The following is a 26872-nucleotide window of genomic DNA, read 5'->3' as shown; positions in this document are numbered from 1 at the left end:
CGTAGCCATCAAATCTTAACCCTGTCTGCGCTTATTTGAGCAACTATTCACGCTTAAGAAAGTGCGAGCTATATCGCAAGTTTACAAGCTGACAAAGTAAACACGAATGAAAACAGTTCTCAGTTACAGGTTTTAATGTAAAATGCCATCACTTTCATAATGTGCTTTCCAAACTTACGTCAAACAGGTGTACGCCTAAGTGCAAACAACAAAAATAAACTTACTTCAAACTCTAAATTCAGACAGAGTGAAGATTGGCTGCCGTGCCTTATCTGCTATTTTTGCAGGCTACCTTTTAGCAGCCACTGTATCGAGTGCTCTCGCCTTAGCACTGCCCTTCTCCCCTATTGATAACGTATTAGCCGCAATGATGCTGTCATTTGCAGTTTATGCCTGTGCAGCTATATGGGCCTTTAGTGTACAAAGCCATTGGCGTGCAATAAGCGATCTTGTGTTACTTAGTGGGCTTGTCTACCTGATTATTCTGGCAATAGGTTAAACAATGAAAGAGACTTTTTTTCGCAGCATGACTTGGCTGCATACTTGGGTTGGCTTACTCGTATGCTGGATATTATTACTGGTGTTTTTTGCTGGCACATTAAGTTACTACCGTTATGAAATGACGTTGTGGAGCAAACCAGAACTGCATAAAGATGTGTTCCAACAGTATGATGCTACCCAGGTCAGCAATGAACTTGAGCGCGCTCAACGCTATCTACAACAGCATGCTCCAGACGCGCGAGACTGGCGAGTAAATTTCCCTACCGACCGCAAGCCTTATATGAGTTACAGCTGGCAAACACAGCCAAAGGACGGTCAGCGTAGGGGTAAATTTATTGAGCATATTGTCAAAACAGACTCCGAGGAGCTGGTCACAGAGGTACGTGAATCAAAAGGCGGGCACTTTTTCTATCGTTTGCACTTTGACTTGCACTACATGCCAGCTAAAGTCGCTCGTTGGATAGTCGGCTTTTGTACCATGTTTATGCTCTTAGCACTGATTAGCGGCGTAGTGATCCATAAGCGTATTTTTAAAGACTTTTTCAGCTTTAGACGTAACAAAGGCAGTCGCTCATGGTTAGACGCCCATAATGTCAGCTCGGTACTTGCTCTGCCTTATCACCTGATGATCACCTATACAGGTCTTGTAACGCTGATGGTGATGTATATGCCATGGGGGGTCATTACGGCCTATGATGGCGACTTTAAAGCCTTTAGTAAGGAGTTAAGACCAAGCAGAGTACTCGTTAAACCTGTAGGCATTGAAGCGCAAACCGTATCTCTGAATGCGTTATTACCCGAGGTAACAAATATCTGGGGCGATGCTCAGCTTAAACAAGTCGTTGTTAATAACCCGAGCGATCAAAATAGCCGAGTTAATTTCTACAAAGAGACCGGTGAAGCAGTGACTGACAGAAGAACGGCAATAACCTTTAACGGTACCAATGCCGAATTACTCAATGCCGGTATAGAGCCTGACTCGGGTGCACATAACACTCATGATACTTTAATAGCCTTGCATACCGGACGTTTCGCAGAGCCAATACTGCGCGTGCTATTTTTCATTAGCGGTATCCTAGGCTGCGCCATGATTACAACTGGCACATTACTCTGGGCGGTTAAGATCCGTCAGAAACAACAAAAGCAAATTAAACAAGGTCACAAAGCCAGTTTGGGCCTACGCCTAGTTGAAGGACTCAACCTAACCTTTATTACTGGTCTGCCTTTAGCCACTGCGAGCTTCTTTTACGCTAATCGTCTGCTACCTGTGGATTTAGTTAATCGAGCACAATGGGAAGTTAATAGCTTCTTTATCGCACTCGCTTTTGTGGGATTAATAGCCTGTTTTAACCGTACGCTTAGCGCCTGGCGCCTTGTTATGACGGTAACGGCTACCAGCCTAATTGCCATTCCAGCCTTAAACGCACTGACCTCAAATAGCGACCTATTAAGTAACATTGCACAAGAGCAGTGGCCTTTAGTGGGATTTGATTTAATGTGCGTAGTGATTGGCTTATCACTTATTTTCGCGACAACGAAACTTGGTGCTAAACAAGATGTCATATCTAAAAGAACCGTGCGTACACGCTGTGAGAATAATCAGCTAAGAGTCGACACCTCATCAGCGACAAAAGAAGGAGTATAAGCGGTGATTTTAAGTCTTTTAGGATTTAGCTACCTTGCATTTGGCTTATTAGCGCTGGCCATGTTTTCACACTACCGAGATACTTTTGGTAGTGCTCCTAGCCCAACACAGGCTAAGGTTTTATATCTTGCAGGTTGGCTCGCCATCGCAGGCACTTATTGGGGCTGCATAACAAGCCTCGGAGGCGCTTACGGTAGCATTTTGTTTTTCGGGTTTTTGTCCTTTGCAGGGCTATTGGTCATTCTAACCTTAAGCTACCGCGCTAAGTTTCTGCCTTATTCTATGGCGCTAAGTACTCTACTAAGCTCCGTTTTGGTGGGCTTTAACTAAAAATATAGCGGCCTAATATCACTATGGTTTAGCAAATAAAGCAGCCTTTTGCATCGCAATAAAAGCGCGCACAAAAGGCTGTTTTCTATCTGATAAGCAGGGAATGAAAGCTGACGTAAAATGATTCAGCTTACATACAGCTAACTAGCGCTAAGGTGTTGACATATTTAAAACTGACTTAGAGAAATGATGCTTGTTTCAAACCACAGCTCGCAACAATTGACTACGCCGTCAAACGTTCCAAATCATAGCCAGAACATGTGCTATCAAGCTAATCAAGAACCTAAGTTAACAGCACAAACTGACACCCTAACTCTCAGTTCTAAAGCGATAGCGTTAAGCAATCAAGACCCTATATCTCAACCTTCGCAAACACGTCCGGATCCAAGTGAACGACCCAATAATGGTGAGAAAGCCGAAGCTTATGTGCAATATAAAAAAGCAATGGTGCAGTATCAAATCTATGCTGATATGGCGAATATCGCCACTGGCAGCAACAGTGGTATCTCTCCAGCCACAGCCTACTACCTGTCTAAAAATGATGATGCTCGGGCAGCAACAGTGAACGCTAAGTCCCAACAACACCAGATTGCTAACATGCAAATCTACGTAAAAACAAGCCAAAACTCTATGGAGAGTAATTAGCGACGCCTCCTTATTCAAGGGAGTTTGACTCAGTTCTTATAGCAAAGCTTTTTCCCCCTGTAATCCCCCTCACTAACACACAACCGTGATGCTTTTGATTAAAATCAAACTCTCGCCCTCTTTAGTGCGAGTACACTTTCGTTTAATTATTTTGAAGTTGCTGCAATTTAACTAGCAAATCCTAGCCAAATCGCTTAAACCTAGTCATACCCTGCAGCGCGAGTTATTCACGAATTAAATGAGTTAACCTTATGAGCTTTAAAATCAACCTCTGTTGGACCGCCCCTGAGGAGCCTATAAACGATCCACAAAAGTTTTGTCGCGATCATCAAATTACCTTTGGCAGTGGCCAACAAGTTAACGGTTCTTCCGCACCAGAATATAGCGGTAATCCTGAGAATGTTAATCCTGAGGAAAGTCTATTGGCGGCGCTTTCTTCTTGCCATATGTTAACTTTCCTGACAATTGCACACCTAAAACGCTTACCCATTGTCTCGTATCAAGATAATGCCTATGCAGAACTTGGTAAGAACTCAGCAGGAAAAATCTTTGTCAGTAAAATTGTCTTAAACCCAAAGATTGAGTTTTCGACTGAAGTCGAACAAGAGGTGCTAGACAAGATCCATGAAAAGTCTCACAGTAACTGTTTTATTGCTAATAGCTTAAGCCCTGAGACTGTATTCGAGATCAAATAGGTACCTTTTAAGTGACCATTAAGCCACAAAAATAGCTAGGTAAAAACCTAGCTTTTTAATACCGGGCAATGACTAAACTCTAGCCATCATTTTCGACAAAATCATCGGTAAAATCGGTTTCCCAATATTTATAACCTTGTACCGTTGCCTGAGCCGCAGCGCCCATCAAGTTAACTTGATAAGTCTTCACCCCTGACACGTCAACAGACTGGTTTGCCGATGCCTGATCACCACTTCCTTCGTATTCAGCACTTGCCTCAGCCTGAGCTTGGCCTTCATATCCTGACTCTTTAAAGCGTGTTAATGCCGAACGCTCAGTAAAGGCTTGAACAAACGCCATTTGCTTCCAGCCAATACCCGCGCCTACACCGCCCGTTGCAAAGCGGTAGTAAGAAACCTTGCCGCCTTCATGTAAAACACAGATCCCCCCACCGGTCGATAAGGCAAACAGATAGCTATTACTACCAGTACAAACTACATAGCCAACCGAATTAGAAACCGCTGTTTTAGCCGCTGGATGCTCGGTATAGATCTCCTGAAGTGCTGCTTGCGTTTCTTCTCTCGCATGCATTTTCTTTGCTTCAGGGGTGTCACCTGTTGCACAACCAACAAGTAATACTGGTAGCGCTACTGCTGCTAGTTTAAGTTTATTTAGTCGAAACATTGTTTCATCCTTATCGATAAATGTTGAGTGGCCGATGCACTCTCTCTGTGATATCTACTGATTAATACTCTGCGCCATTAACATATAGCATATGAACCAAGTCATTGATTCAGTTATATAACAAAATTTTGCTTAACCGCCCCTTAACCAAGCGTAATCTCAAAGGGGATACTCAACTTTACGTGATCTGATCTCCATACTACCGCTTATACTGACTCAGTAATTGCCATTTAATGACAGTTAATAACTTTTGTTTTATAAGCTGTTACGCTTCTTTAAGAATTTCCAGTCTCTAGATTCTAAAAAGAAAGAAGCGAAAATCATGTAAACGCCCACTAAAAATAGTTGCAAGATCCTCAGGTAAAAATTGACTGCCACATCTTTATCGGTCGATGATGCCGTTGAGCCCACAACCACAAGTAGTGCCGATAAGATCCCTGCATAAAGAGGGGCTTTAGCCGGCTCTGCATAGATTTTTTGGCCAAAAAACAAAGCCGCTAACATAGACATACCAATATAAAATTGGATCTCAGGGACTATGGTGAGCAAGTTATAGAACACCACGGCTAACGCGCCGCCAATTCCATTGGTCACCAGCAAAAACAAACTCACCTTAATACTTTTAGCCCCTGCAGCTTGCAAGGATAAGATGGCGATAAAGATCATGGTCAGTAGCGCACCTGAGATCTCGAGGAAATAGAAGAAACAGATCACCGGGAAAGCGATAATTAGCGCGCGAAATGCCTCATGGGTTCGCTCATCGTGACTTTGTTCTGCGCTAGCTAACTGCTCTTTTTGAGGAGAAAGGTCCGGCAACAAGGCATGCAGTAATGCAAAGATAGTCACTGCCACTACGCCAGAAAAGCTCAAGCCGACCCCCACCATTATCGCCGCGCCGGGCTGTAATAAACTTAAGTATGGCAGCAGCAAGGTCGCCACAATAAAAATGGTGGCGAAGAAGTTCCACTTAGGATCGCTAAATAAGTAATAGCCCCACAGCATCATCATGGCGAGCAATGGCAATAACACCATAGGGTATTGCGTCGGTCCAAAACTCACTAACCAGGCTAAGCCTATGGTACAGATCATGGAGATAAGCAACTCATACACGGTCTGCATTGTCGGCTCTTGTCTATCAACCAAAAACTTAGCCACAAATACCGGGACGATAAAGGCTAACGGCCAAGCCCAAATGGCTGACACGGCTACCGCAAGGCCTATCCCGAGGGTAAAACGCAATACCCTACGAGTATAAATGGCCTCTTCAGTCGCATTTTGGCTATTTGCTGAAGCAATCGAGCTCTGCTGTTGATTGCTATCTGACATAAGAGAACCAGCTTACTAGGCGGATCCAGAACTTACCAAAGAGGTTAATGATACTGCTGTCACTGGTATAGACAATTACATCGGCTTGGCCGCCGACTCGTCTTAAGCCCACCGCTTCATCAGCAGGCAATACAATAGTAACAGGGAAACGCTGAGATTGACGTAACCAGCCCGTTTGACCTGTGACTTGTGCTAATTTTCCAGTCTGCTCGCTCTGGCCCCAGTCGATACCGTAATCTATGCTGCCAACCGTTGCTTGAAAGACCTCTCCTGGTGCATAGTCGAGGGCAAACTCTACTTTGTCACCTGGCTGCATATTACCTAAACTGTTTTCCCTAAAGTAAGCTTCAATCCATACATCTTCCGACGAAATAAAGGTCATCACAGGCTGACCTGCACTGGCGTAAATGCCCTCTTTTAATCGAAAGTTAGACGCGACACCATTGGTTGGAGCTGTAATAGAAGTTCGGGTTAAATCTAGCTGAGCTTTCTCTAGACTCAATAATGCAGATTTAACATTGGTATTATTCTCACCCTCGGCGCCTAAACGCTCCTGTGCTTTGGCTAAATCAGCTTTAGCGCTGGCAACGCCTGCTTCAGCCTTAGTTAACTCGGCTCTTGCATTATCGGCATCTGCCTTAGACATCACCGCTTTATCAACCATGGCAAAAATACGCTTAGATTGAACTTGAGCATTGGTTAAATTGGCCTGAGCATTGGTGACCTTAGCTTGAGCGGCTGCAACATTGGCTGTTTGGGCACCAACATTTTGCCCGGCTTTTTTGAGTGATTGCTCTGCCTGATGCAGCGCGATTTCATAATCTTGAGGGTTGATCTTAGCGAGAACGTCACCTTGTTTTATTAAGGTGTTAGGCTCAACTAAAATATCAATTATCTCACCGGACACTTGAGGGCTGATGGGAACCACATAACCACGAATGCGACCGAGATCCGTTGACGGGATAAATCGGTCAGCAATGAGATGAAAAACAAATAGAAAACTAACGACAATTAAGATGATATTAGTAGCTTTACGAATTTTATTGTTCTTTTTATTTTCGCTTTGCTCGGGCTCGTTACTCTGCTCACTTCTTGTAACGTCCTCGCTTACAGCCACACCCTTTTCTTCAGTCATACTCATCCCTTTAGTCGCCGATAAGCCTGTATCTAATTACGATTAGTACACGCACTCAATATTGCTGTCTGTTAACACTCAATTAACCGAGCTATTTTTAACCAGTTTAGTGTCTTAAACAGTTAACATACAATAGTTTTACCAAATTTATTCACAAACCAAACATTTACAAACCATAGATGAGTAAAAGGTCTTAAATTGGTAACCGATTCAGGCGAAATTAGGATGATTTTTAGGCAAGGCTTTATGAGAGTTTTTTATTTGAATAGGTCAATAACTGACAATATTAACCAGGGGGGCTCAGTTTATAACGTCCAAAACAGTGATTAAGCGCCAATTCCTATATAATTAGAAATTGGCGCTTAGAGCCTTTAAAACGCCTTATGTACGTCTTCAGCCATGCCTTTGATTGGCATAGGCTTTGGCGTCAATTCTTGAGTCGGTTGCTTTTGTAGCGCTCCCTTCAAGTAGCTTATCGCTTTTTCTAACTGCGCATCCGCGCCGCTAAATGTAGCATAAGGTAAGTTATCCACTTCAATATCTGGGCTAACGCCACGACCTTCGATGATCCAACTGCCATCCATCGCATATTGAGGATACTCGGCAACCCTCGCCATACCTTTATCAGTCAGCGAGTTACGACCTGAGAGCCAAACACCTGCGCCCGCTGTCTGTTTACCTATCAAAGGAGCAAGCCCTAATGCCTTAACGCCGGCAGAGAAGGTTTCGCCATCTGAATAGGTCAACTGATCGGTCAACACGACCAACTGCCCCCTAAAGGTCTGCTGCATATTACCCGACGGAGTACCATGAGTGGGTGCCCAAAACGCCCAAGTTCGACGTAGTAGCTTTTCGATGATCCAGCTATCAATATTGCCACCACGATTACGGCGCACGTCAATAATCAAACCATCTTTGTCGACATTGGCATAAAACTCACGTGCAAAGCTGGCAATATCACCGCTTCCCATCGCGTATAGGTGCAAATAACCTATCTTACCATCGCTGCTTTGAGTCACCTCATCGCTGTTGTGTCGTACCCAATCAACATACCTTAGCTTGGCATTTTTAGACGCCGAGACCGGTTTAACTATGGTCTGGTGTGTTTTACTGCCACGCTTAAGGGTCAGCAATACCTGCTTGCCACCTTGGTTACGCAAAAGTTTAGTCACATCGGCAATACTGGTTAGCTTCTTAGCATTGATAGCAACAATTACATCACCTACCTTTGCGTTCACGCCCATCTGCATTAGCGGTGCAGCCTGTTCTGGTAACTCTGGGTCGCCCTGATAAATATGTTCAATAACTACCCCAGCTTTAGTTTGCTCAAGACGCGCCCCTAAGCTTGCCGACTTAGCTTTATCGGCATCTTTAGGTGTATCACCACCACGCACCTGAGAGTGGAGTGAATCTAGCTCCCCCATCATCTGCATAAAGATATCATTAAGCTCATGTCGGTCAGTGAGTCTGTCGACCAGAGGTTGATATTTAGCTTTGGTTGCTTGCCAGTCTAAACCGCGCATGTTTTTGTCATAAAAAGAGTCTCTATGCATTAACCAGGCATCTTCAAACATCTGCTGCCACTCGCTCGCGGGTTCAATGGCGAGTTGCCATAAATTGGTTTGAACTTTGGCGTGGTTAAGCTCTTTAGGAAGCTTGTCACCTGCATCGACAATCAGCATTTCACTGCCCTGCTTAGACTGCTTACGGATAAACAGCTTTTCGCCATCTTGAGACAGTTGGTACTCGCCAACATCTTTAGAGAAAGTTTCAACCTTAGGGCTAAGCGCGTCAAACTTCACCAGTTTAAGTGTCGACTTGCCACTAGTTGATGTATCGAGCAGATAAAACTTATCTTTGGCCATCTGCAGAGAGTCATAGTTCCCCGCAGCAATCGGCACTTGCCATAGGCGACTAGATAGCCCTTGCCAATCGACTTCTGTTTCTATCTCATCGTCATCGGACTTTTTAGCTTCAGACATCAGCTCATTGGGCTTTTGGAAAGCAAAGCGCGCATCTTCATTTAAGGCAATAGCAAACACTTGAGTGCGCTTATCGAACATAGGGCCTAAGTTTCTGTCTCCCCAAGGTGAGCTAGGAGTGGAGACAAACTTTCGATTAGACAAGAAATATAACCAATCGCCATCGGCGCTGAAGCTTGGTGAAAATGACTCGTACTTGTCGCTAGTTAATGATTCTGCCCGGTTATTCTTTAATGAGTACAGCACGATTTGCGGCCGAGCCTTACCCATTTCGGCCTTAGTTAAGGCAATAAAGCGGCCATCTGCTGACCAGACGATATCGGCATAAGGTCCAAGACCTTCACCTTGAGTGATGATCTTTTTATTGCTGCCCTTTTTAAGATCCAGTAACCAAACATTGCCGTCGTAGTCATCATGAGCTAGATAGCGCCCATCAGGGGACAGGTGCAAACTCAGCTTAAGTGTTTTGGCATCTTTAGTCAGTTGCTTAGAATTATCACTGCCATCGGCTGCAAACTGCCATACTTCTTGTTCACCAGAGGCGTCACTAATCCCGTAAACCCAAGCGCCATTTGTGCTCATTACCGCATTACGTACACGACTCTGCTCTGGCAATGCGATTTCAACTAAGCGTTGACCATCCGTGCCCGCTATTGCCACATGACTTCGCGCCGTGATCACCACCTTATCGCCATTAGGGGCAAGAGTGGTGGACGTGGCGTACTTCATTGGCTCTTGTACCCAATGCTCACGCTTTTGTGCAAAGTCGGAGACCAGTTCAATATCGAGAGCCTGCTCTTTACCAGACGCAATATCGAACAATTTAATATCGGCGCCTTGCTGAAACACAATGCGGCCTTGATTTAGACGAGCCGCACGAACTTGCCACTCTTTATAATGAGTATGCTGCTTAATGTCACTGCCATCTGTGGCCATTGACCAGATGTTGTCATTACCATCGCTATCGCTTATAAAATAGAGGCGCGACTGCCACAACATTGGCTGCCTGACAGAGCCTTGATGAGTTTGAGTCAGAGGCGTGGCTTCTTGCTTACTGCCTAACTTGAACTTCCACAACTCGCCTTTAGCACCGCCACGATAAACCTTAGCGTTGTCACCTGTGGTCTGCAGACCAAATCGAGTGAAGTAGAGGTATTCTCCCTTGTCATCTATAGCGCCTTCAATCGCATCGGCTAGTGGTAAGTCTTCCGTTATCAAAGTGTCGGGATCGACGGTTCTTAACACCCAGTAGTTCGCTGGGCCAAATGCATTATCGGTTGAATAAAGCACCTTGCCATCAGCAGTCCAGCCCTGAACGCGTACTCGGCTATTTTCAAAGCTCACCCGTTTAGCCTGTCCACCAGCAATAGGAATAACGTAGACCTCAGTTGAGCCTTCATAATTGGCCATATAAGCCACAGACTTGCCATCGGGGGAAATGGTCGCTCCGAGCTCCTGTGCTGGTAAGCTCGTCAGGCGTTTTGCTTGAGCCTCACCAAGAGACTGCGTCCAAAGATCACCTTCTGCGGTAAAGACTAAGGTCTGTTGATTTAAAGCTGGCGCGCGGAAGTAACCAGGCTTTACTGTGGACTCAGCGGCAAAAGAGGGAGAAACACTAATGGTGCCTAAGGCAAGCATGCAGCATACGAGAGAGTGACGGAGTTTCATCTGGCTACCAATCCTATTGTTATTGTTCTTAAAAGAATTAATTTCAAGGCAACAAGGTAGCAAACTTTTCACAAAGCAGCAGCAAAAGAGTCCCAAATAATTATTAGTAAATGTGTTTCATCGACATAAAGCAAAATAACTAAAATTGGCCAAGTTCTATAACTGCTATGCTTAACTTTCAAGCATCATGCGCTAAATGAATCAACATGAGGAATGAATGCCAAAAGACTATCTTCGTCCTTCTCTTAAAGATGATACTAGAGTTAATCGAGCCCTTGGCAATATGCCGAAGGTTCACGCCGATAGTTTTTCAGAACCACAACTTCTCTACCTGCGGCGTGCATTAATTAACAACAGATGGCAAAAACATATGATAGATAGTCGTGGGAGCTTCTATCTACCTTTTTTAGGATGGCGTTTTTTCTATGTATTCTTACTCGGGCGTAACAATCGCGCTTACACGCGAAGGGAAAAGCAGCTTTCATTGGTACTCTTCCTTCTATGTATCTTTGCCTTTATCGTGATGTCTATTGCATTTGGCCTGTTACTTCTCTACTTACTAAAATCCATGCTAGGTATCGATCTGTTAGAGGGAACCTCTCTCGGCATTTGGGATTGGTTCAAAGCGCACTAGCAAAGTTGCTCTCTAGATATATGAAGCTAAAAAAGCCCGCAAATGTGGGCTTTTTTATTAAAGCGTTGCTCAGTGCTATTGATCCGCCTTGTTAGTGGCCTGACATTAGCGCCTTTTGCAAAGTTAGGTATCTTGCATTTAACGGATGGTTCGGCTTCAGTAACAGCGGCTCCTGCTCAACCAGTAATTTTAGCAAGCGATTAGCCTCTGCAATTTTCTTATCTCGAATTAACCGCTCAATATTATCTAGTTGCGCAGTTAAATCAGCATCTTCCGACTTAGGATCATTGCCCTGCATTGTCATGGGAGCCTGCTCATTCAATTGCTCAACCATTGGGTTGGGGTTATCCATCGAGCGCATCATCTGTGGCTTAGGCGAAGACATCATTACAGGTTCACCTTGCTCTAATACATCGCCACTTTTCATTGCAGGATTAACCACAAATAAGGTCACTACCACTAAAACTGAGGCGGCGGAAGATAATGGCCAGCGGTATTTGCGCCAAAAAGACTGACTCTCTTGCCGCTTAACGACACCACTACGAGCCATTTTAAGGATTTCAGCATCGAGCTGACTCGAAGGCTGTTCTTTGTCGATTTGCTGATAAAGCGACTTAATCTCAGCCTCTACTGCTTCATGCTCTTTATCTGTCATGTTCAGCTCCTTGCCATTTTAAGTCTACGCAATCTTTAAGCCCTTTATAAGCATAACGAATGCGACTTTTTGTCGCCTCTAACGTTGCCCCAGCTATGTCTGCGATAATCGCAGCGGTAAAGCCCATCTCGACGTTTAGCACGAACGCCTCTTTTTGTACTTGCGGTAAGTTGGCCACACAACCTTTAAGCAGAATCGACTTTTGCTTATCTACCATTTGCAGCTCAGGATTAAAATCATCGTTACTCAGCAGTGACTCAGTATCTTGCTCCGGCTCGAAAACTTCACTGAAGTTATTTACCGGCTTTAATGCCCTAACATGATCGATAATAAGGTTATGAGCGATGCGATATAGCCAAGTGGTAAATTTGGCGCTGGTCTCATAACTGCTGGCCGCCTTTATCACTCGACTCCAAGTTTCCTGATACAGGTCTTCTGCTAGCTGTTGATCATAAATTTGCCGAATGAAGTAGCGATATAGCGGACCTTTGTGCTTACTGTAAAGTAGCTCAAACGCTCGAGCGCTGCCTGCGGCATATTGCAACATCAAGGCTTGATCTGAATCGACCTCATTAGGCATTTCATCTGAGGGCAAGGGTTGCTCCACGGTATCTTCCTTAGCTTAAGTTTTTCGCTCATTGAGTCTGCATCTTACCTAAAGCATTGTCTAGTCTATGCAAACTAAAGCTAGTTAGCCAAGTGATGATTGAGCGAGGAATGTTCAGTATCAGCGATATAATACCAATCAGTATAAGAAGTTGATCTACTCAGAGCGTTTTTGGCAAACTAATTCAAGGCGAATAACTGAAAGAATGGTTGCTCCCTTGTGAAGTTATTCAACGCAGAAGTAGGCAGCCAAAAACGCTCCAGAATGGCGAGTTTTAGCGGCTCTGATGCTGCGTTAACAAGCTTAAACGTAGAATAACTATGCTCTGCACTCGTTGCCTTGTCTCAGTGCCGCTAAACTCTCGCTGAGCAACCAAATCTTTATACTAATTGGTATGAGTAATCGAGAAGGGCTAAGCAGATGTGAGAATTGAAGTAACTAGAATAAAAAATGCCACCTAAATGGATATTTAGATGGCATTTGATATTTACAGGCTAAGTGCCTGTTAAATTAAGCTAGTTTAGCTTGTAGAGCTGCGTCTTTAGCTTGAACAGCTTCGGCAGACTTTGCACGCTCTTCTTTTACAGCTACAGCTAGAGCATCATCACCTACAGCTAACATTTGCGCTGCTAGGTAACCTGCGTTTTTAGCACCAGCACTACCGATAGCAACAGTTGCTACAGGAACGCCGCCAGGCATCATTACTGTAGATAGCAGTGCGTCATGGCCTTGTAGTGGACCACAATCAACTGGAACACCGATGACTGGACGAGTAGTAATACCCGCTACAGCACCAGCTAAGTGCGCAGCAAGACCTGCAGCACAAATAAAGACTTTACAACCACGCGCTTCTGCATCGGTTACGTAGGCATGCGTAGCAGCTGGCGTACGGTGCGCTGAAGTTACTTTTGCTTCAAAGTTGATTTCGAAAGTTCTAAGCACATCGAGGGTGGCTTGCATTGTAGGAAGATCTGAATCAGATCCCATTAATACTGCAACAAATGGTTTGCTCATTTTAAGTCCTTGAGTAGGGCGGTACATTATTATATTTGCGCGCATTATACTGAAATTTAGCGCACTTAGTAAACAGGCTTCCCCCAAGCCTGCGGCGCAATTATCCCTAAGGTTGGCCTCAACTGCAAATAACTTATTCATACATATGTATAACAAACATGTAAAATTACACATGAATAATTAAACCCATAACTTAGGCTACTCTGATAAGCCCACCCAGCTAAGGGTTGTGACAAAAGCAGTCCATTTTCCATCATAAAAAATATGCTTTTAACTTAGCTTTTAAATTTAAGTGAAATGGCTTTTGAATTAGCTATAAACCGAGAAAAATCGATAGCTCACCAGAGAGTTTGTCGGCATTGCGCTACTTAGCTAAACATGAAAAGTATTCAGTAGATTAAAAAAATACCGCTCTTTTTTGCTTCAGCTCCAACAATGAGAGGTTTTTGGATGAATATGAAATTAAAGAAAGCCAGCAAATAAGCTTAAATGTCGCGGTTTGCGGGAAAGTAGATAAGACCTGAAAATAAAAAGCCCCTACTAATGTAGAGGCCCAATTATCGTTTTTCTAACCAAAAAAGAGTCGCCATAACCAAGAGGAATCGAGATCTTCCTGGCACTGTCTATATTGAGCCGCATAGCGCTTAGAACGTGCATCGACTTTACCTGCCACCTTAATTAACCAGGGTTTTTGGTTATAGGTTTTACGCTTGTAGCCCCCCCAACCTTCGTGATAATTAAGATATTGATTTCGGGCATCCCACTTCGACACACCATTAATCTTGTGGCTCTTGTAAATAAACCAGCCCATAAAGTCCATAGCATCGTCGAAGTTACTTCGGCTCGACCAAGAGTTACCGGTTTCTTTAACGTAATCATCCCAGGTCATCGTCTTAGCCTGAGCATAGCCATAAGCAGAGCTTGCTCGACCAATAGGAATAAAGCCTAGGAAGTACTCCATAGGTGGCGCTGCGTTGTGTTTAAAAGAGCTCTCTTGATACATCATGGCCAAAGGTACGTGAACCGGAACGCCCCACTTTTCGCGAGTATTTTTAGCGGCGCTATACCAAGATCTGTTTTCGGTATATATCGAACAAAGATTCTCAGGATCTTTTGGCGGAGGAGTGGCACACCCTGTTAACAGGGTTGCTAAAACAACAGTCGCAAATAATGCAGGCCATTTCATAAAATAAGGATACCAACAGACAGTAAAAGCAAAGCCGTAGTGTCACATTGATAGGCCAAACATGCAATTGAGGTTTGAGTAAATTGTGTTACAAATCAACAAGGGAAAAACCATATAATCTGTAGATTAAAGCGGTGCAGGAAACTCGCAATCGTGGGCTTCTTGTTGCCACACTTCAGGCTGCCAAAAATCACTGTCATTGCCTCTGTATACCTTGTCGGTATTCAGCTTTGCGCCTATATGGTAGCGTTGGTTATGGGCTACATTCACCTTGAGTTGCTTAGGCGTGCGAGCAGCGAGTTTAACCTTTAAGCTAGGCGCATCAATCAACTCGGCAACCGTAAAGGTATGCTCTCCAACACTCAAACGGTAGTTAGGTTGAGAAATCACTGGCTTTCCATCAAGATGAGTCACTACCACTCGATAGATATCCGCCTTACGGTCAGGCTCCATATAAGTCGCAACTATGCCACACTGATTAGCCGTATCGGGCTGTGAAGCACAACCCGATACAAGCAATAATAGTACGGCTATGCCTAATACGCTTTTGAAAGCCTTTATCGCCAAAACTAAACCTTAAAGTAGTCGACTAAAAACTGATCGAAGCTCACACTAGGCTGCGACTCAAGATCAGCCTGTTTCTCTAGTGATTCGACAGCATCTTGCTGATATTTTTTGTCTACGCTCTCAGTTAGCGGGTAAGCTTTCAGCTGCTGATGATACTGCTCAGCAAGCTCCATCACCCACTGACTATGATCAATTTGCTCATCCTTTAGCCCTGCCATAATTTTACCCGACAGAGTTTCATTAGGATTTTCGACCGCTTTATGCCATTTAGCCAGTGCGACTTGATAGTCATCTTGGCCTTCATCGTCTAACAGCTCGGCGATCTGTTTTAAATTACCGAATAGTGACTCTAGCCAATCAGTTAAACTTAACTCTTCTCCAGAACGCTTTAGCAACAAGCCTGGCTTACGCCCTTCTAGCACAACTGCCTGCAAGTTTTCGGCAATTTCAGCTTCTTCACTTGCATCTGACGGAGCCGATGGCTGCAGCAAGCAGTTCAATAGGAAAAGATCTAAGAAGCGGATCTGCGACTTTTCGATGCCAACAGCGCTATACGGGTTAACGTCTAACGCCCTAACCTCAATATATTCCACTCCTGCGCGCGCTAGAGACTCTGATGGTTTTTCATTGCCCTTAGCCACTCGCTTGGCGCGAATAGGCGCATAAAATTCGTTTTCTATCTGTAAGATATTGTCGTTCAACTGACGATATTCACCATCAACTTTAACGCCTATTTTGGCAAAGTTTGCTGATGGCATATTTATCGCGGCTTGCATGCCAGTTAAATAATCTGTGAGACTGTTGTAACTGATATTTAAGTTATCTTGCTCTTGATTGGTATAGCCTAAATCACTCATACGCAATGACGTTGCGTAAGGCATAAACAAGGTACCATTACCGATCACTTCAAACGGAAAATGACTGGTCTTAGGGTCCTCAATAAAAGTACTGCACAGTGCTGGTGATGCACCAAATAGATAGGGTAATACCCAGACTAATCGGCGGTAGTTGCGGATCAGACCAAAATAGGATTCCGAAATAAAATCATCTAAACCTAGTGACTTATCAGAAAGTTCGTACAGTCTGTGCCAGAGTTTGTCTGATACAGAGAAATTAAAATGTACCCCAGAGATAATCTGCATCTGAGCGCCATACCGATAAGTTAATCCTTTACGATATAGTTTCTTCATTTGACCTGAATTAGAGCTACCATAATCGGCGATAGGAATATCGGCACCATCACCTAGATAACAAGGCATACTCACAGGCCATAAGCGTTGGCCATTGAGGTGACGCACGCTATAAGCATGAGTCTGAGTGAGATCTTCAACTAATTCATCGATATCAGCAAAAACAGGCGTAATAAACTCAAGTAGAGATTCACTATAATCTGTAGTGATCCGCGAATGCGTTAATGCCGAGCCCAGTGCTTTAGGATGTTTATCCAGTGCCAAGTGACCCGACTTTTCAATTCTTAACGCTTCACGCTCAATGCCTCGCTGCATCGATTTTAGCGCTTGCCGACTTGCCGGATCCGACAACTTACCAACTAATTCATTGAAAGATTTCAATACATTATTCTCTAGTGCGTGACTCTAACCTTATAACTGATCTGGTAGACCCGCTATAACTTACTTAAATTTCAAGTCGTACCAAATTAGCGTTTATCAATCACCAGCCTAATAAACGATGAGATGGTGCCATATCCATGGCACCATCTTTCGGATATATGGCCTAGCGAAGTCTTTTACAACTGTAAAATTTCAATTGGATAACCAAGTGTTGATAATTCAGACTCTATTTTAGCGCGATCCCCCACAACTAAGATCACCATGTCATCAATATTCAACTGCTCTTTTGCCAATTTATTCAACTCATTACGACCAATACTATTGGTGATTTCACTTTGCTTTTCACTATAGTTATCATCCAAATTGTAGCGTTGAATATTACGCATCAACCCCGCTTTTTGATACGGCGTTTCATAATCAAGAGCCTTTGATTGAGAGATAGAGCTTTTCATAAAGTCTAGCTCTTTCTCTGTCATTCCTGACTCTTGGAACGTATTAATCTCTTTTATGAACTCGATTAATGCCTTGGTGGTAACATCGCTGCGCACGCTTGCTGTCGCTTGATAGAAACCTTGCTCAGGCCCGCCCGAGAAGTAACTTCTCGCACCGTAGGTGTAACCTTTGTCTTCACGCAGGTTAAGGTTTATACGGCTGTTGAACGCACCACCTAGCGGATAGTTCATCAAGTATGACTCAAAATACTCGCCTGTGGCATCAAAAGGTAATGCTCGCTTACCTATTTTGATAACTGACTGCGCCGCATCTGGCTTATCTACAATAAAGACTTTGCCACCTTGAAACTTTGGTAACTCAGCAAGCTCTGGGAATGGTGTCGCTGCGCCATTCCAACTTGCAAGAGTCGAAAGTTTCGCTAACATTTGCGCTTCATTCAGATTACCCACAGCCACAACTTGTGCATTGCCCGCGGTGTACTGCTGCTTATAGAAGGCTTTAACATCATCTAGAGTGATTGCCGAAACAGTCTCTAAAGACCCACCACTGCTAACACCAAATGGGCTTTTATCGCCATACAACAAGCTACTAAATGCCGTGTTCGCCAAATAGTTTGGCTCGGTAAGCTCACGTTGTAGATGCTGTAACTTTTGCTGTTTAACACGCTCAAAATCAGCAGCCTTAAAGCCCGGTTCAAATAACTTCTCTTGCACAATCTCCATAGTCTTATCGAGGTTTGTCGTTAGTGATGAGATCTTCAGCTGGCTTTGGTAACCGCTAGCACTGAAACTGACATTACTGCCAAGCATCTCTAACGCCTGAGTTAACTCCTCAGAGCTACGTTTTAAACTCGACTCGTTCATCATAGCAGCCGTTAAACCGGCAAGGCCCGCTTGGTTTACGTCGAGAAGTCGATGACCACCATTCAGATAAACTACAATCTCTACCGTTGGTGTCTCGCTGGTTTGCGTGCCAATGACTTCGATATCATTTGCAAGTTTCCCCTTCCAAAGTTCAGGCATAGTCAGCACTGGAGCAGGGCCTGCCGCAGGGATAACACTTCTGTCGAATGATGAAACTATCTGCGGCGCGAGCGCTAGCTCTTCTACCGCTACGCTAGCAACTTGTTCAGCGGGTGCTACAAAGTTATCAGCCTTAGCAATAAGCTGTGTCTGCCCTTGAGGCACAACGCTCATTATCACCATAGGCTTATCTTTGATGTACTTATTAAAGACTCTCATCACATCTTCTTTAGTGACATTGGCATAACGAGACAGATCAAACCCAATCATATTAGGGTTATCTGAAAAGGTTTCGTTAAAGGCTAGGCTTGCCACCTTGCCTTGTACGCTTTGCAGGCCAAAAATGGTGCCCGCCTCAAAGTTTACTTTTACTTTCTCAAGATCGTCATCGGTCACGCCACGCTTTTCAAACTCTTTAATCGAATCTAGCATCGCCTGCTCGATTTCGGCTAAGTTGCCGCCTCGTGCAGGGTTAGCCAGTGCATACATAGAGAACTGACAAGCCAATTCCTGACATGGATGATTCACGCCAGCCTGTACGGCTAAGCCATCTTTAACGAGGTTTTTATAGAATAGTGATGTTTTACCACCACCTAAAATATTAGACAGTAGATCCAGTGCCGCTTCATCTTCATGACGGGCATAAACCGTTGGCATACCGATTCTAAGCAGTGGCAAATGGACTCTGTCTTCCATCGACAGGTGAAGCGTCTCATCAAGGGTCACTAGCTCTTTTTTCGGTGCATCAACTTTAGGTCCCGATGGGATCTCGCCGAAATACTTATTCACCCACGCAAGAACTTGCATCTCATCAAAATCACCGCCTATGGTAAGAGTGGCATTATTAGGGCCATACCAGCGTTGGAAGAAATGTTTCACATCTTCAACATCGGCGCGATTTAAATCTTCTGGCCAGCCAATGACAGGCCATGAATATGGATGCCCCTGAGGGTAGAATGCTTGGTTAAAGCGCTCTCCCATGCGACCATAAGGACGATTATCGACTCTTTGTGCACGCTCATTCTTAACTGTCTCACGCTGTACTTCAAACTTCTCTTCGGTTAATGCTGGTAAGAAGAAGCCCATGCGGTCCGACTCTAACCAAAGCATTTTTTCTAGTTGGTTATTCGGTACCGTCTCAAAATAATTGGTTCTATCGCTATTAGTCGTGCCGTTTAATGTGCCACCGGCCTCGGTAACCATCTTGAAATGCTGCTCATCACCGACGTTTTGTGAGCCTTGAAACATCATGTGCTCGAATAGATGGGCAAAGCCGCTTCGACCTTCAAGCTCACGGCCAGAGCCGACATGATAAGTCACATCAACATGTACTAAAGGATCGGAGTGATCTTCATGTAAGATCACAGTAAGGCCGTTAGCTAACTGGTATTTGCGATACGGGATCCCTACTTGCTCACCACTAAAGCTAACCGTCTCTAATAGAGTCACCCCTTCAGGTAAAGAGGTTTCGGCCTGTTGCTGTCCTGCGCAACCCATTAATGCAGCACTAATGGCTGCGGCTAATATCCATTTTTTCAATGACTTTCTCCTTTTTACAACAGGCGTTTTTTTCGAACTCTTGCCTTGCTGTTTATTAATGCAGCTAGTATTACCTACTACAGATAAAACAACCAGCATTGAAATTTGATTTAAATTGCGAGTAAACATGTCGTTTTATATAACAATTAACACTTAAAGACATGCATTCCATCGACAGTCTCATACCAAGGTAAGTTCCTTAACCTGTGAATTAACAGATATTTTCACACTGCTAATGCCAAAAAGCCTACAATGTTGCAACACAGTTAAGATTTAAAGTTATTAAAACAAGCTTACATATCACGATAAGTTATAACCAAATCGGTTTGTTCTGCAAGTAGATCTATCTATAGAATGAATGACAATTAGGTAAGTAAATGTAAATTTAAACAACAATTGCCTGAAACAAATACTGGAGTGAACGAAGATTCACCCGTAGAGTAACCTGATAAAAATTAAACAATTGGAATTCGATAATGTGGCAAGCGATTAAAAATATCCCTTTTTGGCAGAAAGTATTAGCTGCCTTTATCTTAGGCGCCGGTGTGGGTGTCATCTTTGGCGAGTCGGCCACTGTATTAAAGCCGCTAGGCGATCTATTTATCAGTGCAATTAAGATGTTAGTTGCACCACTCATTTTCTGCGCTATCGTTGTCAGCATCACCTCTTTAGGCTCTGAAGTTAGCTTAAAGAGACTTAGCTTCAAAACCTTAGCCATGTTTATGTTTACAGGCACGATAGCATCACTTATTGGCCTAACAATCGGTTCCTTGATTGATATGGGCGGCTCAATGGAACTGGTAGCTACAGAGGTGCGTGAACGTAATGTTCCGGGCTTCGCACAAGTCTTGCTCGATATGATCCCTGTGAACCCTTTTGCCTCTCTTGCCGAAGGTAAGGTGTTACAGATCATCATCTTTGCCGCCCTAATTGGTATTGCCATAAATAAAGTCGGTGAAAAAGCTGCCCCACTAAAACACACGATTGAAGCGGGTGCAGAGGTGATGTTTCAACTAACTCGCATGGTGCTACAACTGACTCCTATTGGTGTGTTTGGTCTAATGGCTTGGGTTGTTGGCGAGTACGGCTTATCGACTTTACTGCCACTAGGTAAGTTTATTGGTGCAATATACTTAGCTGCACTAATCCACATTATCTTTGTTTACGGTGGTTTAGTTAAATTCGCGGCGAAACTAAGCCCTGTTCAATTTTTCCGTAAAGCGATACCAGCACAAATTGTCGCATTTACCACAGCATCAAGTTTTGGCACTTTACCTGCTAGTACTCGTTGTACTGAGTCGATGGGCGTATCTAAACGCTATGGCTCATTTGTATTGCCACTCGGTGCAACCATGAATATGGACGGTTGTGGTGGTATTTACCCTGCTATTGCCGCCATATTTATTGCACAGATTTATGGTATTCCGCTTGATATGACCGACTACATGCTAATTGCGGTAACAGCGACTGTCGCGTCTGTAGGTACTGCAGGCGTGCCAGGTAGCGCAATGGTGATGTTAACGGTGACCTTAGGCGTTGTTGGCTTACCGCTTGAAGGTATCGCCTTTATTGCCGCTGTTGACCGTATTATTGATATGATCCGTACAGCGACCAATGTTACCGGGGATATGATGACAGCCGTAGTGATTGGTAAGTCTGAAGGTCAATTAGATGAGCAGCAGTTCTATACCCAAGAAAATACTGAAATAGAGCAAGCTCGTAGCTAACATTCAGTTTAGCTTCAATAAAAAAGGCCGCAATTGCGGCCTTTTTACTTTATACTTTTCAATATTCTACTAAATATAAATACCCTATTGGAGCGCTTAGATATGACTAAACTTTTCATTCTGCCAATATTACTTTCTCTGGCATGGGCGCTCTTTCTAAACTATAACGGCGTACCGTTAAAGCAGGGTAAGACCGGCTTCCTCTATATCATCGGCATTAGCCTAACCGTTATTTTTGCACTCGCTTTTTTACTTTGGCTAACGGCAGGACAAAACTTAAAGTCTTAGATAAGCAGCCCAATTAGCTATAGTTTGAAAACAAAAAAGTCCTGCAAAAAGCAGGACTTTCTTATCAATAACTCCTAACTAACCAAGTACAGCTAATAAGACACCTGCTGCAACTGCACTACCAAGCACCCCGGCCACATTTGGCCCCATTGCATGCATCAATAAGAAGTTTTGGTTATTCGACTCAAGACCCACCTTGTTCACCACTCGCGCCGCCATAGGGACAGCTGAAACACCTGCCGCACCAAGTAATGGGTTAATCTTACCACCGGATAGTTTGCTCATCACTTTCGCCATTAATACGCCTGAAGCCGTACCGATAGAGAATGCAACTGCACCAAGCACTAAAATACCTAAAGTTTCCATCTGTAAGAATTGCTCTGCAGATAACTTAGAGCCGACTGCAAGGCCTAGGAAAATAGTCACTATATTGATTAGCTCGTTTTGCGCTGTGCTCGATAATCTATCAACAACACCTGATTCGCGCATTAAGTTACCTAGACAGAACATACCCACCAGTGGTGTAGCTGCAGGCAGGAACAAAATCGTTAGTCCAAGCACCATCAACGGGAAGATAATCTTCTCCTTCTTGCTCACCTCACGCAGCTGCTCCATCTTAATTTTACGCTCAGACTCGGTCGTCAATAAACGCATGATAGGTGGCTGAATTAGCGGTACCAATGCCATATAAGAATAGGCTGCAACCGCAATCGCTCCGAGTAAGTCCGGTGCAAGCTTGGACGCTAGGAAAATAGCCGTTGGCCCATCAGCACCACCAATGATGGCTATCGCCGCCGCATCTTTCATTGAGAACTCAAATCCGGGTACCCAGTTAAGTGCAATCGCGCCAATTAAGGTGGCGAAAATGCCAAACTGAGCAGCGGCGCCTAGTAATAACATCTTAGGGTTAGCGATCAGTGCTCCAAAATCAGTTAATGCTCCCACGCCCATAAAAATCAGTAGCGGGAAAATACCGGTTTCGATACCAACATAGTAGGCAAAATACAGTAAGCCACCTTCTTCGGTAAATCCACCATTAGGAATGTTGGCCAATATGGCGCCAAAGCCTATAGGCAACAAGAGTAATGGTTCAAACTTCTTTGCGATTGCTAAATATAACAATAGGCAACCCACACCCATCATTAGCAATTGGCCTGAAGTAAAATTGGCGATGCCAGATTCAGCCCAAAACGCGATTAATCCTTCCATGATGACCCCTAAGCTAATGCCAACAATTGGCTACCCACTGCAACAGCGTCACCTTCTTTAACCCAAACCTTAGAGATCACGCCATCGGCTTCAGCACGGACTTCAGTTTCCATCTTCATCGCTTCTAGGATAATCACAACATCACCCTCTTTAACGCTATCGCCAGGCGATACGTGAACTTTGAAGATGTTGCCCGATAGCGGTGCATTCTGCTGATGCTTAACTGCAGACAGATCTACAACTGGCGCAGCTTGCACTGGAGCAGTAAAAGGCACTACATTCTCGCTTGGCGTGATCTGACTGATATCGCCACCTTCGGCGACTTCAACCACAAAACTTTGGCCTTGAACGGTTACGGTATATGTTTCAGGCCCTTGCTGGCTCGCCGCTTTTGCTTCTGCTTCTGCTTCTGCTTTTTTCGCTTCCTCAAGCGCTTTAGCTGCGACTTCAGGTTTTGGCTCAAATGCATCAGGGTTATTACGGTTACTTAAGAATTTAAGGCCGATTTGCGGGAATAACGCATAGGTCAGAACGTCATCATCTAGCTCTTCAGCCAACGTAATGCCATCGGCAGCAGCTTTGTCTTTTAGCTCGATACGTAATCGGTCTAATTCAGATTCGAGTAGATCAGCTGGACGACAAGTAATGGCTTCTGTACCCGCTAATACTCTTTGCTGAAGTTCAAAATTAACAGGCGCAGGTGTTGCACCGTACTCGCCTTTTAACACACCTTCCGTTTCTTTAGTCATCGACTTATAACGCTCACCCGTCAGCACGTTAATCACTGATTGAGTACCGACAATTTGTGAGGTTGGTGTCACTAAAGGCAAGAAACCTAAGTCTTCACGAACGCGAGGGATCTCCTCAAGTACTAGATCTAACTTATCTGCTGCGCCCTGCTCTTTAAGTTGGCTTTCCATGTTTGTTAGCATGCCGCCTGGCACTTGAGCGCGTAAAATACGCGAGTCGATGCCTTTTAGCTCACCTTCAAACGCCGCATACTTTTTACGTACGACTCTAAAGTAGGCTGCAATCTCTTCGAGCAGCGCCATATCGTAGCCAGTTGCTCTATCTGTGCCTTCAACCATGGCAACCAAAGTTTCTGTTGCACTATGCCCGTATGTTTGGCTCATTGAGGAGATAGCCGTGTCGAGAACATCGACGCCTGCTTCAATGGCTTTTTGGTAGGTTGCGGTGCTCAGACCTGTGGTTGCGTGGCAGTGCAGAGATAAAACTAGATCGGTTTGAGACTTTATTTGACTGATAAGTTCGAATGCTTCAAACGGCTTTAATAGCCCGGCCATATCTTTAATACATAAAGAGTGACAACCCATATCTTCGATACGCTTAGCCATATCAACCCAGGTACCTAAGTTGTGTACCGGGCTAGTGGTATAAGATATTGTGCCCTGGGCATGACCGCCCACTTCAATTACCGATTTTACTGCGGTTTCTAGATTGCGCACATCGTTCATCGCGTCAAAGACACGGAACACATCAACACCATTGGTATGAGCTCGCTCAACAAAACGATGTACTAAGTCATCGGCATAATGACGGTAACCTAAAAGGTTTTGTCCACGAAGTAACATCTGTTGCGGCGTATTAGGCATAACCTTCTTGAGTTCACGGATCCTTTCCCAAGGATCTTCACCTAAATAGCGTATACAAGAGTCAAAAGTGGCGCCGCCCCATGACTCAATAGACCAAAGACCCACTTTATCGAGTAATGGTGCAATAGGTAACATATCTTCGGTACGCAAACGAGTAGCGAGAATAGATTGGTGTGCATCTCTTAAGGCAACATCAGTTAAAGCCAATGGCTTGCTCATACAAAAACTCCCTACTTTTATTATGCTTTTTTACGGTGCTGATGAATTGCAGCAGTAATTACCGCGGCCATTAATGGGCTCACGGCGGATTGACTCGATTGCGGTTGACTCTCAGTTAATAGACTTTCGGATGGGGGCGTAGGTCCAAACTTTCGAGCAACCAATGTCATCGCAACAATAAGAATACTCAGAAAAATAAATACTAGAGACATGCCTAGTATCATGATCCCCAGTGCGTCATATAACTGCTCAGATATTGAAGCCATCTCTTCCTCTCATTAGCATGAAGTTGTGAACATTATTAGTGCTTACAAAATAAATATTCACGATCCGTTCACACGTTATGCAATTTATTCCATTCATTTCAGGTACAGGTTTACTGTTAAGGGGGCTAATGCCGACTTAAACAATAACTAATTTATAACAAAGTAGTGAACCCCTTGTAAATTGGTCATACCATAAAAACAATTATTAACCGCCAACGACTAACAATTCCATATTAAATCAACGCCAAAAATGAGCATTCCACAACACAGAGACTTTGATAGCGATTTTTTCAAATTTAACAGCGTATTTACGGGAAAATGAATTCAGAAAAAAGAACAGCTAAGGCTGAAATATACTCATCTGCAATTTTATGCAATTTCAACTTCTGATTTTCAGCATAATTTTTCAGCAGTATGAGTGAGTAAAAAGAGGGGGGGATGATTGGTAAGGTCATATCATACCAATCAGTATAAGAAGTTGATCTACTCAGAGCGTTTTTTGGCAAACTAATTCAAGCCGAATAGCTGTAAGAATGGCGATTCCCTTATGAAGGGTTCAGCGTAGCAGTAGACAGTCAGAAACGTTTCACAATGGCGAGGCTTAGTTGACAACAACACTGTGTTAACGAGTCTAGCCCTAGAACAACTATACTCTTCACTCGTTTCAAACCACATGGTCTTGTATGTTCCCGACATACATAAGACATTTCCTCCATCCCTGGAGGTCAGATGTGGTGACTGTCATTAATGCACGACTATATGGATATAGGAGGTAGAGTAACGCAGGAGCAGTTACCGAGGAGCATTTAATAACCTTGCCTCAGAACCGCTAAACTCTCGCTGAGCGACTAAATGTATATACTGATTGATATAATACCAATTAGTATAAGCAGTTGATCTACTCAGAGCGTTTTAGCGGCTCTGATACTGCGACTCTTAATAAACAAAGAGGGAGCTTAAACCTAGTTTAACTATGCTCTTCACTCGTTGCAAACCACACGAATGTGTTGAATGTCATTAATGCACGACTATATGGATATAGGAGGTAGAGTAACGCAGGAGCAGTTACCGAGGAGCACTTAATGACCTTGTCTCAGTGCCGCTAAATTTTCGCTGAGCGATCAAATCTTTATACTTATTGGTATAAGAGTAATCAAATCAGAATTGGCTAATTAACAGATACAAAAAAACCGCAACTAAGTGCGGTTTTTTTGTATTTAATGATGGCGGAGAAGGAGGGATTCGAACCCTCGATGGGAGTTAAAGCCCATACTCCCTTAGCAGGGGAGCGCCTTCGGCCACTCGGCCACCTCTCCGTCAATTCATGGTGCGCGTGGGAGGATTCGAACCTCCGACCGCCTGGTTCGTAGCCAGGTACTCTATCCAGCTGAGCTACACGCGCAAAATCGGTACTACTTAAATCAATTGTTTTATATGGTGCGGATGGGAGGATTCGAACCTCCGACCGCCTGGTTCGTAGCCAGGTACTCTATCCAGCTGAGCTACATCCGCTCATATAAAACTTAAACATCACACTCATTCTGAGGACAAAAAACCGCAACCAAGTTGCGGTTTTTTGCTTCAAATGATGGCGGAGAAGGAGGGATTCGAACCCTCGATGGGAGTTAAAGCCCATACTCCCTTAGCAGGGGAGCGCCTTCGGCCACTCGGCCACCTCTCCGTCAATTCATGGTGCGCGTGGGAGGATTCG

22 protein-coding genes and 4 tRNA genes are annotated in these 26872 nt (G+C 44.1%); 8 read left to right on the top strand and 18 right to left on the bottom strand.

Translation table 11 applies throughout. The annotated features are described in order from the left end of the window. Positions 1-199 precede the first annotated feature (199 nt). From K5Q73_RS11225 to K5Q73_RS11205, 5 genes are all read left to right on the top strand, one after another. Positions 200-499, top strand: a complete 300-nt coding sequence (locus tag K5Q73_RS11225; protein ID WP_220759957.1) for a hypothetical protein — start codon at positions 200-202, stop codon at positions 497-499. 3 nt (positions 500-502) lie between these two features. Further along, entirely contained in the window at positions 503-2146 is a 1644-nt protein-coding gene (locus tag K5Q73_RS11220) for a PepSY domain-containing protein (protein ID WP_220759955.1), read from the top strand. A gap of 3 nt (positions 2147-2149) precedes the next feature. Continuing rightward, positions 2150-2476 (top strand): DUF3325 domain-containing protein, encoded by a 327-nt coding sequence (locus K5Q73_RS11215; RefSeq protein ID WP_220759953.1) that lies wholly within the window; start codon positions 2150-2152, stop codon positions 2474-2476. A gap of 189 nt (positions 2477-2665) precedes the next feature. Further along, positions 2666-3121 (top strand): hypothetical protein, encoded by a 456-nt coding sequence (locus tag K5Q73_RS11210; protein ID WP_220759951.1) that lies wholly within the window; start codon positions 2666-2668, stop codon positions 3119-3121. A 251-nt stretch (positions 3122-3372) separates the two neighbouring features. Next, on the top strand, positions 3373-3816 hold the full coding sequence (locus K5Q73_RS11205; RefSeq protein ID WP_220759950.1) for an OsmC family protein: 444 nt from the start codon (positions 3373-3375) through the stop codon (positions 3814-3816). 79 nt (positions 3817-3895) lie between these two features. Here K5Q73_RS11205 and K5Q73_RS11200 read toward each other — a convergent pair whose 3' ends face one another. From K5Q73_RS11200 to K5Q73_RS11185, 4 genes are all read right to left on the bottom strand, one after another. Beyond that, positions 3896-4480, bottom strand: a complete 585-nt coding sequence (locus tag K5Q73_RS11200; protein ID WP_220759948.1) for a hypothetical protein — start codon at positions 4478-4480, stop codon at positions 3896-3898. 255 nt (positions 4481-4735) lie between these two features. Beyond that, a complete protein-coding gene (locus tag K5Q73_RS11195) occupies positions 4736-5806 on the bottom strand; it encodes a DUF2955 domain-containing protein (protein WP_220759946.1) in 1071 nt (356 codons plus the stop codon). After that, a complete protein-coding gene (locus K5Q73_RS11190) occupies positions 5796-6941 on the bottom strand; it encodes an HlyD family secretion protein (protein ID WP_259650720.1) in 1146 nt (381 codons plus the stop codon). Before K5Q73_RS11190 ends, K5Q73_RS11195 begins: the two co-directional genes overlap by 11 nt. A gap of 371 nt (positions 6942-7312) precedes the next feature. Beyond that, entirely contained in the window at positions 7313-10591 is a 3279-nt protein-coding gene (locus K5Q73_RS11185) for a S41 family peptidase (protein WP_220759942.1), read from the bottom strand. Positions 10592-10961: 370 nt separating this feature from the next. Here K5Q73_RS11185 and K5Q73_RS21600 point away from each other — a divergent pair, with 370 nt between their 5' ends. Next, positions 10962-11225 carry a hypothetical protein gene (locus K5Q73_RS21600; RefSeq protein WP_259650719.1) on the top strand — a complete coding sequence of 88 codons (264 nt, stop codon included), beginning with the start codon at positions 10962-10964 and terminating at the stop codon, positions 11223-11225. A gap of 91 nt (positions 11226-11316) precedes the next feature. Here K5Q73_RS21600 and K5Q73_RS11175 read toward each other — a convergent pair whose 3' ends face one another. The 7 genes from K5Q73_RS11175 to K5Q73_RS11145 all read right to left on the bottom strand — a co-directional run bounded on the left by K5Q73_RS11175 (position 11317) and on the right by K5Q73_RS11145 (position 19839). Then, on the bottom strand, positions 11317-11880 hold the full coding sequence (locus K5Q73_RS11175; RefSeq protein ID WP_220759938.1) for a hypothetical protein: 564 nt from the start codon (positions 11878-11880) through the stop codon (positions 11317-11319). Further along, the gene (locus K5Q73_RS11170; protein WP_220760194.1) at positions 11870-12460 is read right to left on the bottom strand and encodes a sigma-70 family RNA polymerase sigma factor; all 591 of its coding nucleotides are present in this window, start codon (positions 12458-12460) and stop codon (positions 11870-11872) included. Before K5Q73_RS11170 ends, K5Q73_RS11175 begins: the two co-directional genes overlap by 11 nt. A 537-nt stretch (positions 12461-12997) precedes the next feature. Then, positions 12998-13501, bottom strand: a complete 504-nt coding sequence (gene purE / locus K5Q73_RS11165) for a 5-(carboxyamino)imidazole ribonucleotide mutase (RefSeq protein WP_220759936.1) — start codon at positions 13499-13501, stop codon at positions 12998-13000. A gap of 568 nt (positions 13502-14069) precedes the next feature. Next, positions 14070-14687: a hypothetical protein gene (locus K5Q73_RS11160; RefSeq protein ID WP_220759934.1), complete on the bottom strand. Its 618-nt coding sequence runs from the start codon at positions 14685-14687 to the stop codon at positions 14070-14072. A 126-nt stretch (positions 14688-14813) separates the two neighbouring features. Beyond that, positions 14814-15254 (bottom strand): hypothetical protein, encoded by a 441-nt coding sequence (locus K5Q73_RS11155; protein WP_220759932.1) that lies wholly within the window; start codon positions 15252-15254, stop codon positions 14814-14816. Between the two features lie 2 nt (positions 15255-15256). Then, entirely contained in the window at positions 15257-16825 is a 1569-nt protein-coding gene (gene gshA, locus K5Q73_RS11150; protein WP_220759930.1) for a glutamate--cysteine ligase, read from the bottom strand. Between the two features lie 176 nt (positions 16826-17001). Beyond that, on the bottom strand, positions 17002-19839 hold the full coding sequence (locus K5Q73_RS11145; protein ID WP_220759928.1) for a pitrilysin family protein: 2838 nt from the start codon (positions 19837-19839) through the stop codon (positions 17002-17004). 476 nt (positions 19840-20315) lie between these two features. Here K5Q73_RS11145 and K5Q73_RS11140 point away from each other — a divergent pair, with 476 nt between their 5' ends. Both K5Q73_RS11140 and K5Q73_RS11135 read left to right on the top strand, forming a co-directional pair. Further along, on the top strand, positions 20316-21566 hold the full coding sequence (locus K5Q73_RS11140; RefSeq protein WP_374706843.1) for a dicarboxylate/amino acid:cation symporter: 1251 nt from the start codon (positions 20316-20318) through the stop codon (positions 21564-21566). 102 nt (positions 21567-21668) lie between these two features. Next, complete coding sequence (locus K5Q73_RS11135) at positions 21669-21854, top strand: hypothetical protein (protein ID WP_220759927.1); 186 nt, start codon at positions 21669-21671, stop codon at positions 21852-21854. A gap of 78 nt (positions 21855-21932) precedes the next feature. On the opposite strand, the gene K5Q73_RS11130 is transcribed toward K5Q73_RS11135, so the two are convergent. The 7 genes from K5Q73_RS11130 to K5Q73_RS11100 all read right to left on the bottom strand — a co-directional run bounded on the left by K5Q73_RS11130 (position 21933) and on the right by K5Q73_RS11100 (position 26842). Next, positions 21933-23063: a sodium ion-translocating decarboxylase subunit beta gene (locus K5Q73_RS11130; RefSeq protein WP_220759925.1), complete on the bottom strand. Its 1131-nt coding sequence runs from the start codon at positions 23061-23063 to the stop codon at positions 21933-21935. A gap of 8 nt (positions 23064-23071) precedes the next feature. Continuing rightward, on the bottom strand, positions 23072-24895 hold the full coding sequence (gene oadA / locus K5Q73_RS11125; RefSeq protein ID WP_220759923.1) for a sodium-extruding oxaloacetate decarboxylase subunit alpha: 1824 nt from the start codon (positions 24893-24895) through the stop codon (positions 23072-23074). 20 nt (positions 24896-24915) lie between these two features. Then, entirely contained in the window at positions 24916-25161 is a 246-nt protein-coding gene (locus K5Q73_RS11120; protein ID WP_220759921.1) for an OadG family transporter subunit, read from the bottom strand. Positions 25162-26385: 1224 nt separating this feature from the next. Beyond that, positions 26386-26477, bottom strand: a tRNA-Ser gene (locus K5Q73_RS11115). 9 nt (positions 26478-26486) lie between these two features. Continuing rightward, positions 26487-26563, bottom strand: a tRNA-Arg gene (locus K5Q73_RS11110). A 33-nt stretch (positions 26564-26596) separates the two neighbouring features. Then, positions 26597-26673, bottom strand: a tRNA-Arg gene (locus K5Q73_RS11105). 77 nt (positions 26674-26750) lie between these two features. Beyond that, a tRNA-Ser gene (locus tag K5Q73_RS11100) sits at positions 26751-26842 on the bottom strand. Positions 26843-26872 lie beyond the last annotated feature (30 nt).

Source organism: Shewanella sp. MBTL60-112-B2 (genome assembly GCF_019655055.1).
In the GTDB taxonomy this organism is placed as follows: Bacteria; Pseudomonadota; Gammaproteobacteria; order Enterobacterales; family Shewanellaceae; genus Shewanella.
Note: the sequence above shows the minus strand (reverse complement) of the source record. Positions and strands in the feature narration are given on the sequence as shown.